This is a genomic window from Nocardia sp. CA-084685, assembly GCF_050955785.1.
GTDB lineage: Bacteria > Actinomycetota > Actinomycetes > Mycobacteriales > Mycobacteriaceae > Nocardia.
The window spans coordinates 1,305,472-1,318,112 of record NZ_CP192094.1 but is presented as its reverse complement, the minus strand read 5'-3'; the positions used below and the strand labels follow the sequence as shown (position 1 = coordinate 1,318,112).

Sequence of the window (12,641 nt, the reverse complement as noted above, 5' to 3'; positions counted from 1 at the left end):
TCGGTGTGAGTTGTATAGCCCGTGGGGCCGACTCGGTATTTGCGCAGGCTGTTCTCAACAGGGGCGGGCGCTTGGAGGTGGTGATCCCATCTCGGAACTATCGCGAGCGGAAGGTGAAACCGGATCACGCAGCATTATTCGATGAGTTGCTGCGCCGCGCCGGTGCCGTGCGTGTGATGGACTTCGATGACGCCGGTGCCGACGCCTACGAAGCGGCGAACGAGGCTGTGCTCGGGTCGTGCGATCAGCTGATCGCGGTGTGGGATGGCCGGGATGGTGAACGAAGTGGAACCGGCAGCGTGGTCGCGTTGGCACAACAGCGCGGGGTACCTGTGGAAATTGTGTGGCCGGACGGATCCGCCAGGGACCACTGAGAAGCTGGGTCAGTACGTCGAGGTGATTGCACGATAGCTGCCCGCGCAAGAATCCACCCGGAACGGGAACCGTCGAACACCAAGGGCGCGAGCACGAACGCTCAGAATGCGAACTACAAGGCCGACACTCGAGCCAGGAGACACAAAAAGCCCTCGGCATGTGCCGAGGGCTTTCGTGCTTACGTACTTACAGTGCCTTGAGTTCTTCGGTGACCGCACCGACCGACTTCTTGGCGTCGCCGAAGAGCATGCTGGTGTGGTCGGCGTAGAACAGCGGGTTATCGATTCCGGCGAAACCACTGTTCATGGAACGCTTGAGCACGATCACGCTCTTGGCCTGGTCGACATTCAAGACAGGCATGCCGTAGATCGGGGACGAGGAGTCCTCACGCGCGGCGGGGTTGGTGACGTCGTTGGCGCCGATCACCAGAGCCACATCGGTGCGGGAGAATTCGCCGTTGATGTCGTCCATTTCCTTGAGCGCGTCATAGGACACTTCGGCTTCGGCGAGCAGCACGTTCATGTGGCCGGGCATACGACCGGCGACGGGGTGGATGGCGTATTTGACCTCGACACCCTTGGCCTCCAACAACGACGCCATTTCCTTGACCGCGTGCTGGGCCTGGGCCACGGCCATACCGTAGCCGGGGACCACGATGACCTGGTTGGCGTACGCCATCTGGATCGCGGCATCCGCGGCCGAGGTGGCCTTGGCCTGCTTCTGCTCACCACCCGAGGCGCCGGGAGCGGTTCCGCCGCCACCGAAGCCACCGGCGACGATGGCAGGGATGGACCGGTTCATGGCCTTGGCCATCAGGTTGGTCAGGATGGTTCCGGACGCGCCGACGATCATGCCCGCCACGATCATCGCGGTGTTGTTCAGCGCCAAACCCGCCGCGGCAGCCGAGAGACCGGTGAGCGCGTTCAACAACGAGATGACGACCGGCATGTCCGCGCCGCCGATGGGCAGCACCACCGCCAGCCCGAGGACACCGGCGAGCACGAGTACCGCGATCATCCAGTACTGTGGCACACCATCATTCGTGGCGCCGATACCGATCACCACGGCGGCGGCGATCGCACCCAACAGCAGCAACAGATTCAACGGCTGCTGCAACTTCCCCAGACCGATCGGACGCCCGGGCAGGATTTCCTGCAGCTTGCCGAAGGCGATCAGCGATCCCCAGAACGACACCGAACCGATGATCGCCGCGAACAGCGAGCCGATCACGATGTGCACGGTGGGTTCTTCATCGAAATGCGAAAAACCCTGGGAATTGATGAATTCCGACCACGCGATCAACGCGACCGTGCCACCACCGACACCATTGAACGCGGCCACCAGCTGGGGCATCGCGGTCATCTTCGTGAACTTGGCAGGCGGCACACCCAACACCACACCGACGACCAAACCGGCGACGATCAGGATCCAGTTCGAGGTGTGGCGGATCGAAATCATGGTCGCCACAACCGCGATCACCATGCCCGCCGCGGCGATCAGGTTTCCGCGCACCGCGGTCTTCGGGCCGGTCAACCCCATCAGACCGTAGATGAACATGCCGAAGGCGACGATGTAGAGCCCGTTGACCAGATAGGTCACATTGTCGAAGGTATGCATCACGCAGCTCCCTCTGACCGCTCCGCGGAGGCAGCCTTCACCGGTGCGGCCTTCTTACCCTTGAACATCCCCAGCATCCGGTCGGTGACAACGAAACCGCCGATGACGTTCAGCGTTCCGAACACGACCGCGACGAACAGAATGATCTGAGTCAGGATCGAAGGATCCTGCACGTTCCCGAGGGTGACCAGCGCACCCAGCACGACGATGCCGTGAATGGCGTTGGTACCCGACATCAACGGCGTGTGCAGAGTATTGGGAACCTTGGAGATGACGGCGAACCCGACGAACCCGGACAACACCAGGATCGCGATATTGGCTAGCAGTTCGGTGTACATCAGTTCTCCACCTTCGCCTCGGTCGTTTCCGCCGCCTCGGCCTCGGTCGCCTCGGCGGGCGCGTCCGGCTCACGAGTGACGCAGGAGTCCGCGAGCACCTGATCGGAGAAGTCGGGCGCGAGTTTCCCGTCGACCAACATCAACTCCAGCAGTGCCGCGATATTCTTCGAGTACAGCTCCGAGGCATGCTCGGGCATGGTCGCGGGCAGGTTCAACGGCGAGGCGATCGTCACCTGATGCTTGACCACAGTCTGCCCCGGCTCGGTCAGCTCGCAGTTGCCACCGGTCTCACCGGCCAGATCCACGATCACACTGCCGGGCTTCATACCCTCGACCGCCGCGGCGGTCACCAGGCGCGGCGCGGGACGACCCGGCACCAACGCGGTGGTGATCACCACGTCGAAGCCCTTGATCGCATCCTCCAACGCCTGCTGCTGCTTGGCTTTCTCCTCGTCGGTGAGTTCGCGGGCGTAACCACCCTCACCAGCGGCATCGATACCGAGATCGAGCCACTGCGCACCCACCGAACGCACCTGATCGGCGACTTCGGGACGCACGTCGTAGCCTGTGGTCCGTCCACCCAGACGCTTCGCCGTCGCCAAAGCCTGCAGACCCGCGACACCCACACCGAGCACCAGCACGGTCGCGGGCTTCACCGTGCCCGCGGCGGTGGTCAGCATCGGGAAGAACCGCGTCGACTCCGACGCGGCCAGCAGCACGGCCTTGTACCCCGAAACATTGGCCTGCGACGACAAGGCGTCCATCACCTGAGCTCGCGAAATACGCGGAATCGCCTCCACGGCGAAGGCCTGTACCCCGGCCGCCTTCAGCGCCGGAATCTGGTTCTCGGCATTGCGCGGGGCGAGAAAGCCGATCAGGGTCTGCCCGCTGGTCAGCTTGGCCACCTCGGCGTCACTGGGCGGCGCGACCTTCACGACCACATCGGCCGACCACGGATCACCGATGGTCGCGCCCGCGTCCACGTATGCCGCGTCCGGAATGAGCGCGCCGAGCCCGGCGCCCGCTTCGACCACCACCTCGACACCCTGCTTCAGCAGGCTCGGGATGATCTTGGGCACGAGTGCGACGCGTCGCTCGCCCGCGTTCGATTCGCGAACGACTCCGACACGCGCTCCGCGCGGCGACTGGTCGCCTACGCTCTGCGTTGTCTCCACTTGTCAGACTTCCTTCTCTGGCTCAGCTTCAAGCAACCGGTCACGGCCGGACGATGTTACTCGGGAGTAAGTTCGTCCAAATCCTCGCAACTGTACCCGGCTCGCTGATCTTTTCGAGCGACCCGGCACGCAATCGCTAGCGGCGAGCGTAGCTGAGATGGCAGTCACAAGTTGCGGCCGGATTCCGCCGTTATGTCGGATTCGCGACCACCACCAAGGTTCGAATCCTGGTCGGTGCGGCGCAATACCTTCCCATAGTGACGTGCGTCATGCCCGACTATGTTCCCGGTGAGTGGTAAGCCGTAGGGTCGGCGGTGTGAACGACTGTGTCTTCTGCCGCATCGCGGCGGGACAGGCCCCGGCGACCAAGGTCTACGAGGACGACACGCTGTGCGCGTTCCTGGACATTCGCCCGATCGCGCGCGGCCACACCTTGGTCATTCCGAAGCGACACGCATCCGAGTTGACGGATCTGGACGCCGACTCGGTCGCGCACCTCTTCCGCGCCGGACACCGGCTCGCGCTGGCGATCAGGCGCAGCGAACTGGCCGCCGACGGTGCGAATCTCGTCCTCAATGACGGCACCGCGGCCTTCCAGACCGTCCCGCACGTCCACCTGCACGTGGTGCCGCGTCGGCACGGCGACAAACTGAGTTTCGCCGCCGGACTGTTGCTGCGGCGCCCACACGATCCCGAATCGACCGCGGCCGCCATCCGCGCCGGAATATCAGCATTGGCCAACGACGACAAGACCAGCGCCGAGGAGCAGGAATGACCGACTCGACCCAGGACCGGACGGAGCTGACCGGCCTGCTGTCCGAGCAATGGGAGACGATCGCGACCCTGGTCGCCGATCTCGACGAAGAGCGTTGGCGCACACCGTCTCCACTGCCGGGCTGGTCGCTGTTCGATGTGGTCGCACACATCGTCGGCACCGAATCCTGGCTGCTCGGCGAACGCCCGCCCGCGCACGATCCGATCCGGCCCAAAACCGACGTGACCACACTGCCGCATGTGCGCAACGAATCCGGTGTGCTCAACGAGATCTGGGTCGACCGGCTGCGGCCGCTGTCGGGTAGGCGACTGCTCGAGCTGTACCGCGACGTCACCGACCGCAGGCGCGAGGCGCTCGCGTCTTTCGGTGATACGGAATGGCAGGCCGAGACCGTTTCACCGATCGGCAAGGTCAGCTACGGCCGGTTCATGCGAGTGCGGCTGTTCGACTGCTGGATGCACGAACTCGATATCGCCGATGGGCTCGGCATTTCCGTCGACGAGGGCGGGCCGCGCGCCGAGCGAGCCTTCGGCGAACTCACCGCCACCATCGGGCGGGCGGTGGCGAAAGGGGCACAGGCACCGGACGGATCGCGCATCACCTTCGAGCTGACCGGTCCGTTGCCGAAGACACTGCACGTCGCGGTGGACGGTCGCGCCAATATCGTCGAGGAATTGGACGCACCCGCCACCGTGGTCGTTCGAATGGGGTCCGGCCTGTTCGCCCGGCTGCGCGGCGGACGCACAACCGCGGATACGCACGAAGGCGAATACACCATCTCCGGCGATGCCGAACTCGGCAACCGACTGGTGCGCAGCCTGGCCTTCACCATCTGAGCCGCGATGCGACTTTTCCTGTCCAGCTACCGATTCGGCGCACACTACGACCGGCTCGCCGCGCTCGTCGGCGAGCCGGGCCGAGTCGCGGTGATTCCCAACGCATGTGATGCCTGGCCCGCGGCATGGGCGGGCGCGGTCACCAGCGATGTGACGCCGCTGCGCAAGCTCGGCTACTCCCCCGACGTCCTCGATCTGCGCGAATTCGTCGGTCGCGCAGCGGAATTGGAAGACGCACTGACCGAATACCCGCTTGTGTGGGTGCGCGGCGGCAATACCTTTGTCCTGCGCGCCCAATTCGCTCGCAGCGGAGCCGATTTCGTACTGCCGAAGCTGCTTGCCGCCGACGCACTCGTGTATGCCGGGTACAGCGCGGGGGCATGTCTGCTGACCCCGGATCTGCACGGCCTGGAATCCATGGATGACCCTGCCGAGGTCGGACCCGCATGCGGTATCGGACCACGGTGGGACGGACTGGGTTTGGTGGACCATCGCATCGTGCCGCATCTGGATTCCGCGACCGATCCGGATGGTGAATCCGCGCTACTCGCCGCTCGCTACAGGTCCGAGGGCGTCGCGCACTGGGCGCTCACCGACGACGATGTCGTCGTGGTCGACGGCGATGATATCGAGATCCTGCGATAGGCCGCGGAACACCACCCAGCGCATCGCGCTGTACATGTAGACCGCCTCGCACGCCCCCGCCAGCAGTCGCGACAGATGGTATTCCAAACCCAGTGCGGTCAGTCCGCTGCCGACGCCGAGTATGAAGCCGAGGTAGTTGATCACGACAACCACCACATACACCACCGCCTGCCTGCCGACCGGCGCGTGCGAGTGGAAGTTGAAGGTGCGATTGAGCACGAAACTGAGCCCGAACGCGCAGATATAGGCCACCGTCACCGACAGCCATACCGGCACTCGCAGCCAGCCGTGCAGCACCGTGAGCAGCCCCAGATCGACGCCGAAGGTGAAACCGTTGATCAGCGCGAAGCCGAGAAACGTCGGGGCGACAAGGCGATTCAGCCCGAGGGGCAACCGCGCGACGACGGCCTCGCACCAGCGGGAGAAGCCCGCCACCAGGGCCTCGGTGCTCGTCACGTCACCAGCATGCCAGCAGCAGGTGTCCACCAGGTGATCGTCCAGGAAACACGATCGGGTGGAAACCGATCCCGATCAGCCGATCCGGGTGAACTCTGAACGGCTGTCCAGGACCGACCAGGCGACGAGACAGCGACGGCGGGTGACGTCGTCGACTTCGTCGAGGAGGGCTTCGAGCAGGAGTCGCGGATCACGCTGCCACTGCTCGGACAGGGTGGCGATGGCGGTCTTGCCGAACATGCCGGAGCGATCCAGTGCCGTCACCCATTCGGCGATTTCGCCCGCGTGGATACGGCGCAAGGAATCCGGATCGATACCCCCGTCGACGAATTCGTAGGAGAACACGGCAGCGACCAAATCACGGTAATCCGACGACTCGACCTGCATGAGACCTCCTCGGCGCGCCTGCGCGCCTCTTGGAATCGGACGGCGCCCCGAATGGGCGCCTTGTCCGGAATTCTTATCGGCCGACGGGCCCGGCACCACTGGACCGACCCACATCCCGCCGGCCTCGGTGTTGTAGCAAACCCCCAGGGATAACCGGACGCGCGGCTGTTACAGTCGGGCACTCACCCTGGCTCGCACCCGCCGTATAGCGTGAGCTGTGTGGACCTGCATGACCTGATCTCCCGCCTGCCCGACGGCGCGGTACTCACCGATCCCGACCTTTTGGCGGCCTATCGGCAGGACTGGGCACGCGATCCGAACGCCGGCACACCGCTGGCCGTGGTCCGCGCCACCGGTACCGATGATGTCGCGGCGACGTTGCGGTGGGCGCACGAACACCGGGTCGCGGTGGTGCCGCGTGGGGCCGGATCCGGACTGTCCGGCGGGTCGACGGCCGTCGACGGCGGCATCGTGCTCAGCACCGAACGCATGCGCGCGATCACCGTCGACCCGATCACCCGCACCGCGGTTGTCCAGCCCGGCCTGCTCAATGCGGAGGTCAAACGCGCGGTCGCCGAGCACGGCCTGTGGTACCCCCCGGACCCGTCCTCCTTCGAAATATGCTCGATCGGCGGCAATGCGGCCACCAATGCGGGCGGCCTGTGCTGTGTGAAATACGGCGTGACCACCGACTACGTGCTCGGCATGGAAGTGGTGCTCGCCGACAGCACGGTGGTGCGGCTCGGCGGCCCACGGTTGAAGGATTCGGCGGGCCTGTCGCTGACCAAGATGTTCGTCGGCAGCGAGGGCACGCTCGGGGTGATCACCGAACTCACCCTGCGGCTGCTGCCCGCACAACCGCCGCAATCCACCGTGGTCGCGACCTTCCCGACGCTGACCGCCGCGACCGAGGCCATCCTCGGTATCACCGGCACCCTTCGGCCCGCCATGCTCGAGTTCATGGATGCCGTCGCGATCAATGCGGTCGAGGACGAGATGCGGATGGGTCTGGATCGCGAGGCCGCCGCGCTGCTGGTCGCTCGCTCGGACGCGCCGGGCGAATTCGCCAGGCACGAAGCCGAAGTCATGGTCGGCCTCTGCGAAAAGGCCGGTGCCACCGAGGTTTTCCATACCGAGGATCCGGAGGAAGGCGAAGCCTTCACCGCCGCACGGCGTTTCGCCATTCCGGCGGTAGAGAAGATCGGACCGCTGCTGCTCGAGGATGTCGGTGTTCCGCTGCCCCGCCTGGCCGATCTGGTCAACGGGATCGCCGCCATCGGGGCGCGCAACGAGGTGCTGGTTTCGGTGATCGCGCACGCCGGGGACGGCAATACCCATCCGCTCATCGTGCACGATCCGACCGATGCGGCAATGACCGAACGCGCGCACCGCGCCTTCGGCGAGATCATGGACCTGGCCATCCAGCTCGGCGGAACCATTACCGGGGAACATGGAGTCGGCCGGTTGAAGAAGGCGTGGCTACCCGATCAACTCGGTCCCGATGTGATGGCACTCACTCGCCGAATCAAGGATGCGCTCGACCCGCATGGCATTCTCAACCCAGGCGCGATTCTGTAAACGGAACATTCCCAGCCGCTGAGGAGTTTCACCCGATCATGACCACCAGGCTCGAACACAATATCGCCGATACTCGATTCGAGATCTATCTCGATGACACCCTCGCCGGATACGCCGACTACGCCGAACAAGACGATCCGAAAGTCCGCGACTTCCACCACACCATGACCTTCCCGGAGTTCCGCGGCCGCGGGGTGGCCGCCCAGGTGGTCGAATACGCGCTGCAGGATTCACGCGCCCATGGCTTCGCCATCATCCCGACCTGCTGGTACGTCGAGCAGTACATCGCGCAGCACCGCGAATACGCGGATCTGGTCGCTCAACGCAGGTAGTCCGCCAGGACCGTATCCGGACAGGGTGGATGCAGAACAGTCCCGAGCCGGTGCCAGTCGGACGAAGAGGCAGGACAGTACGCAAGGCCGGATCGACGCCTGGCTGGTCGCCCACGATAATGCGTTGCGCCAGGACGGCGGGCGTCGGTTCACCGAATTAGTGCCAAAGATAATGGGGGTACCGGGGCACAAAAAGACCGGGCGTTCACACCGCTCGGCGCAGCATAAACACCCGGTCGGTACGGGTTATCAGCCCCGCAGCAGCGCGCGCGACATGACGACGCGCTGGATCTGGTTGGTGCCCTCGTAGATCTGGGTGATCTTGGCATCACGCATCATTCGCTCCACCGGGAAGTCGGTGGTGTAGCCGGCGCCGCCGAAGAGCTGCACGGCGTTGGTGGTGACCTCCATGGCCACATCGGAGGCGAAGCACTTGGCGGCGGCGGAGATGAAGCCGAGGTTCTTCTCGCCGCGCTCGGCACGGGCCGCGGAGGTGTAGACCATGAGGCGGGCAGCCTCGATCTTCATCGCCATATCGGCGAGCATGAACTGGGTGTTCTGGAAGTCGGCGATCGCGGTGCGGAACTGCTTGCGGTCCTTGGTGTAGGCGATCGCGGCGTCCAGCGCACCCTGTGCGATGCCGACGGCCTGCGCGCCGATGGTCGGGCGGGTGTGGTCGAGGGTCTGCAGCGCGGTCTTGAAACCGGTGCCCGGCTCGCCGACGATGCGATCACCCGGCACCCGGCAGTTCTCGAAATACAGTTCCGCGGTGGGCGATCCCTTGATGCCGAGCTTGTGCTCGAGCGGGCCGACCACGAAGCCCTCGTCATCCTTGTGCACCAGGAAGGCGGAGATGCCGTTGGCGCCCTTCTCGGCATCGGTTACCGCCATGACGGTGTACCAGGAAGACTTGCCACCGTTGGTGATCCAGCACTTGGAGCCGTTGATGACCCAGTCGTCGCCGTCCCGCTTGGCGCGGGTACGCATGCTGGCGGCGTCGGAGCCCGCCTCACGCTCGGACAGCGCGTAGGAGGCCATCTCGCCATTGACGATATCCGGCAGCACCTTCTGCTTGAGCTCCTCGGAACCATTGAGGATCAGGCCCATGGTGCCGAGCTTGTTGACCGCCGGAATCAGCGAGGACGAACCGCAGACGCGGGCGACCTCTTCGATCACGATGCAGGTGGCGACCGAATCCGCGCCCTGGCCGCCGTAGGCCTCTGGCACGTGCACCGCGTTGAAGCCCGCGGCGTTCAGCGCGGTGAGCGCCTCCTCCGGGAAGCGGGAGTTGCCGTCGACGTCCTTGGCGAACGGAGCGATTTCCTTCTCCGCCAGCCCGCGGATGGCCGCACGCAGTTCGTCGTGGAAGTCCTCGAGCTGGAACAGATTGAAGTCCGGGTTCCCCGCCATGGGACACACTCCTGGGTTCGTCGGTCGTGATTATGCTGGATCGAGCTCCAACGGTCGGCACTCAGTGCCACACTCCGATCGAGTGTACGCTCAGGAATACTGGTTAAGTGCGGTTACATCATGGCACTGAGTGTCAGATACTGCATACTATGACTCCTGTCACAGGCTACCGAGCTGCCTGGTCACCAGATCCGCAACCTGCCGCGGCGGCATATCTCTCGGGAATACCGCGACCACCATCTCCGCCGAACCCGGACCGCGCCCGCGCGGAATCGCCGCCAACTCCTCGCGCAGATCCGCCGCGCCCGCGTCCGATTCACCGCGCACCATGCGGCGCAGCAGGTAGTTGTGGGTGGCCGTCACCGCGGCCGTGAACTGCACCCGCGCCAGATCCGGCTCCTCCGGCAGCCGCTCGCGCAGATAGTCGGTGAACAACCGCTCGTACCGGAAAACGGTCACGATCTCGCGCTCACGCAGTGCGGGCACCTTCCGAACCACCCGATACCGGCGCTCGGCGATTTCGCGCCACTGGGTGAACCGCTCGAATACCTGCACCACCGCGGCACATACCGCCTCCCACGGATCCGCCTGCGACGCCGCCAAGAACTGCGCCGCTTGCGCCAACTGCGACTCGTGATCGGCGAAGATCACATCCTCCTTCGACCGGAACTGCCGAAAGAACGTCCGCCGCGAAATCCCCGCCGCCTCCGCGATCTCATCCACGGTCGTCGCCTCATACCCCTGCTCGGCGAACAATCGCAGCGCCTGATCCACGACGGTCAGCCGAAACCTCGCCGCATCATCTCCACTACGCCCCCGAACGGTTTCCTCAATCGCCACCGCATCACCGTACTGAGCCCGGCCGATACGGGATCCGCATGGCTGGGGTTCGACGACCTGAACTCGACAGCCGACCATGGCATTTGCTCCGAGACGGGCAGATCGGTCGACCAAAGGAACGGCCGTGGCCGAGGTGCGCTGATCAGCCGAGCAGTTTGCTGCGGAGCGCGTCGTCTTTTTCCAAGACCATGGCTTCCAGGCTGGCCTGGAACCGCTCCATCCTGACGCGCAGGTCAGGGTCGGCGGTGGCGAGAATGCGTGCCGCGAGCAGGCCGGCATTGCGGGCCCCGCCGATGGAGACGGTGGCCACCGGGACGCCGGCGGGCATCTGGACGATGGACAGCAGGGAGTCCATGCCGTCGAGATATTTGAGCGGGACGGGAACGCCGATGACCGGGAGCGGGGTGGCGGAGGCGACCATGCCGGGCAGGTGGGCGGCACCGCCCGCGCCCGCGATGATGACCTTCAGACCACGATCCGCCGCCTCGCGGGCGTAGTCGAGCATGCGCCGCGGCGTGCGATGCGCCGAAACCACGCCGACCTCGAAGCGGATATCGAACTCCGCCAAGGCGATCGCGGCGGCCTCCATGGTCGGCCAGTCGGAGTCACTGCCCATGATCAGGCCAACTTGCGCGTTACTCACCGTGGGGATCCCATCCGTCGGTCCAAATCGCGTGCGACATCCAGTACGCCGCGCGCTCGGCCTGCTCGCGCACCACGGCGACATCGTCGCCGAGCACGTTGACATGCCCGATCTTGCGATCGGGGCGTTCGCCCTTGCCGTACAGGTGCACCTTGGCCTGCGGCAATCTGGCGAAAAGATGGTGCAGCCGCTCGTCCATCGACATGGTCGGCGCCTCGGGCGCGCCGAGAATATTCGCCATCACCGTGACCGGCGCCAGCGGACTGGTGTCGCCGAGCGGATAGTCGAGCACCGCGCGCAGATGCTGTTCGAACTGACCGGTGCGCGCGCCGTCCATGCCCCAGTGACCGGAGTTGTGCGGGCGCATGGCCAGTTCGTTGATCAGGATGGCGCCGTCGTTGGTTTCGAAGAGTTCGACGGCCATCGCACCGACCACACCGAGTTCCTTGGCGAGGTTCAGCGCCAGCGTCTCGGCCTGGGCGCCCAATTCGTCGCTCAGGTCCGGTGCGGGCGCGATCACCACGGCGCACTGGCCGTTGCGCTGCACCGTCTCTACTACCGGCCACGTCGCGGCCTGGCCGAACGGCGAACGCGCCACCATCGCCGACAGTTCACGCTTCAGATCCACCTTGGCCTCGGCGAGCAATTGCACACCGTGCTCGAGTTGGTCGGTCACGATGGCCTCGGCCTCGGCCGCCGACCCCGGCATCCAGACACCGCGCCCGTCATAACCGCCGCGCACCGCCTTCAGCACGATCCGCCAGTCGTGTTCGTCACCGAATCGCACCGCATCGGCCACCGAGGTGACGGGCACGAAGGCGGGCACCGGCAACCCGAGCTCGGACAGCTTGGTCCGCATGGCCAACTTGTCCTGCGCGAAAACCAGCGCGTGCGGCGGCGGCTGTACATTCACGCCCTCGGCGACCAGCGCCTCCAGATGTTCGGTCGGCACATGCTCGTGGTCGAAGGTGAGCGCGTGCGAGCCGACGGCGGCCTTACGCAATGCGGTCAGATCGGTGTGGCTGCCGAGTACGACCTCGGGACTCACCTGTGCGGCGGGGTCATCCGGATTCTCGGCCAGCACCCGCAGCCGCTGGCCGAGCGCGATCGCGGCTTGGTGCGTCATGCGTGCGAGCTGGCCACCACCGATCATGGTGACGGTGGGCATGGCGGCAGGATCGAATGAACGGCGGGTGCTCACGTCGTGCAATCTTGTCATGTCCGGGCGCCATGA

Annotated in this window: 15 protein-coding genes; 6 read left to right on the top strand and 9 right to left on the bottom strand. The window is 65.3% G+C overall.

Features of this window, described 5'->3' with window-relative positions; genetic code table 11:
• The first annotated feature begins 113 nt into the window (after window positions 1-113).
• On the top strand, window positions 114-374 hold the full coding sequence (locus ACQP2U_RS05745) for a hypothetical protein (protein ID WP_433713720.1): 261 nt from the start codon (window positions 114-116) through the stop codon (window positions 372-374).
• Window positions 375-561: 187 nt separating this feature from the next.
• Here the strand turns inward: ACQP2U_RS05745 and ACQP2U_RS05740 are convergent, their stop codons facing one another.
• From ACQP2U_RS05740 to ACQP2U_RS05730, 3 genes are read right to left on the bottom strand one after another with little or no spacing between them, the layout of a single operon-like run.
• Window positions 562-1,992: an NAD(P)(+) transhydrogenase (Re/Si-specific) subunit beta gene (locus tag ACQP2U_RS05740; protein ID WP_433713719.1), complete on the bottom strand. Its 1,431-nt coding sequence runs from the start codon at window positions 1,990-1,992 to the stop codon at window positions 562-564.
• Window positions 1,992-2,330, bottom strand: coding sequence for an NAD(P) transhydrogenase subunit alpha (locus ACQP2U_RS05735; RefSeq protein WP_062982712.1), 339 nt, complete (start codon window positions 2,328-2,330; stop codon window positions 1,992-1,994). Before ACQP2U_RS05735 ends, ACQP2U_RS05740 begins: the two co-directional genes overlap by 1 nt.
• Window positions 2,330-3,505, bottom strand: a complete 1,176-nt coding sequence (locus ACQP2U_RS05730; protein WP_397031871.1) for a Re/Si-specific NAD(P)(+) transhydrogenase subunit alpha — start codon at window positions 3,503-3,505, stop codon at window positions 2,330-2,332. Before ACQP2U_RS05730 ends, ACQP2U_RS05735 begins: the two co-directional genes overlap by 1 nt.
• Before the next feature lie 316 nt (window positions 3,506-3,821).
• Between ACQP2U_RS05730 and ACQP2U_RS05725 the strand changes: the two genes are divergently transcribed.
• Genes ACQP2U_RS05725 through ACQP2U_RS05715 form a run of 3 tightly spaced genes read left to right on the top strand, consistent with a single transcriptional unit; the run spans window position 3,822 to window position 5,761 of the window.
• Entirely contained in the window at window positions 3,822-4,280 is a 459-nt protein-coding gene (locus ACQP2U_RS05725) for an HIT family protein (RefSeq protein ID WP_433713718.1), read from the top strand.
• Window positions 4,277-5,116: a maleylpyruvate isomerase family mycothiol-dependent enzyme gene (locus ACQP2U_RS05720; protein ID WP_433713717.1), complete on the top strand. Its 840-nt coding sequence runs from the start codon at window positions 4,277-4,279 to the stop codon at window positions 5,114-5,116. The genes ACQP2U_RS05725 and ACQP2U_RS05720 overlap by 4 nt, the downstream gene beginning before the upstream one ends.
• A 6-nt stretch (window positions 5,117-5,122) precedes the next feature.
• Window positions 5,123-5,761, top strand: a complete 639-nt coding sequence (locus ACQP2U_RS05715; protein ID WP_433713716.1) for a Type 1 glutamine amidotransferase-like domain-containing protein — start codon at window positions 5,123-5,125, stop codon at window positions 5,759-5,761.
• On the opposite strand, the gene ACQP2U_RS05710 is transcribed toward ACQP2U_RS05715, so the two are convergent.
• Together ACQP2U_RS05710 and ACQP2U_RS05705 are read right to left on the bottom strand one after the other, a co-directional pair.
• Window positions 5,660-6,217 (bottom strand): GtrA family protein, encoded by a 558-nt coding sequence (locus ACQP2U_RS05710; RefSeq protein ID WP_433713715.1) that lies wholly within the window; start codon window positions 6,215-6,217, stop codon window positions 5,660-5,662. The two genes, ACQP2U_RS05715 and ACQP2U_RS05710, sit on opposite strands and share 102 nt — an antisense overlap.
• Before the next feature lie 75 nt (window positions 6,218-6,292).
• The gene (locus tag ACQP2U_RS05705; RefSeq protein ID WP_433713714.1) at window positions 6,293-6,604 is read right to left on the bottom strand and encodes a hypothetical protein; all 312 of its coding nucleotides are present in this window, start codon (window positions 6,602-6,604) and stop codon (window positions 6,293-6,295) included.
• Window positions 6,605-6,823: 219 nt separating this feature from the next.
• Here ACQP2U_RS05705 and ACQP2U_RS05700 point away from each other — a divergent pair, with 219 nt between their 5' ends.
• Window positions 6,824-8,182: an FAD-binding oxidoreductase gene (locus tag ACQP2U_RS05700; protein ID WP_433713713.1), complete on the top strand. Its 1,359-nt coding sequence runs from the start codon at window positions 6,824-6,826 to the stop codon at window positions 8,180-8,182.
• A gap of 38 nt (window positions 8,183-8,220) precedes the next feature.
• A complete protein-coding gene (locus ACQP2U_RS05695; protein ID WP_433713712.1) occupies window positions 8,221-8,514 on the top strand; it encodes a GNAT family N-acetyltransferase in 294 nt (97 codons plus the stop codon).
• 249 nt (window positions 8,515-8,763) lie between these two features.
• On the opposite strand, the gene ACQP2U_RS05690 is transcribed toward ACQP2U_RS05695, so the two are convergent.
• The 4 genes from ACQP2U_RS05690 to ACQP2U_RS05675 form a co-directional block, all read right to left on the bottom strand.
• Window positions 8,764-9,924, bottom strand: coding sequence for an acyl-CoA dehydrogenase (locus ACQP2U_RS05690; protein ID WP_397031857.1), 1,161 nt, complete (start codon window positions 9,922-9,924; stop codon window positions 8,764-8,766).
• A 159-nt stretch (window positions 9,925-10,083) separates the two neighbouring features.
• A complete protein-coding gene (locus ACQP2U_RS05685) occupies window positions 10,084-10,764 on the bottom strand; it encodes a TetR family transcriptional regulator (protein ID WP_397031855.1) in 681 nt (226 codons plus the stop codon).
• Between the two features lie 142 nt (window positions 10,765-10,906).
• Entirely contained in the window at window positions 10,907-11,416 is a 510-nt protein-coding gene (purE, locus tag ACQP2U_RS05680; protein WP_433716377.1) for a 5-(carboxyamino)imidazole ribonucleotide mutase, read from the bottom strand.
• Window positions 11,400-12,575 (bottom strand): 5-(carboxyamino)imidazole ribonucleotide synthase, encoded by a 1,176-nt coding sequence (locus ACQP2U_RS05675; protein ID WP_433716376.1) that lies wholly within the window; start codon window positions 12,573-12,575, stop codon window positions 11,400-11,402. The genes purE and ACQP2U_RS05675 overlap by 17 nt, the downstream gene beginning before the upstream one ends.
• Between the last annotated feature and the right edge of the window lie 66 nt (window positions 12,576-12,641).

Bases quoted from the DNA above. Each gene is read 5' to 3' on its own strand.
- ACQP2U_RS05690 (WP_397031857.1), bottom strand. From the start codon at position 9,924: ATGGCGGGGAACCCGGACTTCAATCTGTTCCAGCTCGAGGACTTCCAC.
- ACQP2U_RS05740 (WP_433713719.1), bottom strand. From the start codon at position 1,992: ATGCATACCTTCGACAATGTGACCTATCTGGTCAACGGGCTCTACATC.
- ACQP2U_RS05705 (WP_433713714.1), bottom strand. From the start codon at position 6,604: ATGCAGGTCGAGTCGTCGGATTACCGTGATTTGGTCGCTGCCGTGTTC.
- ACQP2U_RS05720 (WP_433713717.1), top strand. From the start codon at position 4,277: ATGACCGACTCGACCCAGGACCGGACGGAGCTGACCGGCCTGCTGTCC.
- ACQP2U_RS05715 (WP_433713716.1), top strand. From the start codon at position 5,123: ATGCGACTTTTCCTGTCCAGCTACCGATTCGGCGCACACTACGACCGG.
- ACQP2U_RS05675 (WP_433716376.1), bottom strand. From the start codon at position 12,575: ATGCCCACCGTCACCATGATCGGTGGTGGCCAGCTCGCACGCATGACG.
- ACQP2U_RS05695 (WP_433713712.1), top strand. From the start codon at position 8,221: ATGACCACCAGGCTCGAACACAATATCGCCGATACTCGATTCGAGATC.
- ACQP2U_RS05735 (WP_062982712.1), bottom strand. From the start codon at position 2,330: ATGTACACCGAACTGCTAGCCAATATCGCGATCCTGGTGTTGTCCGGG.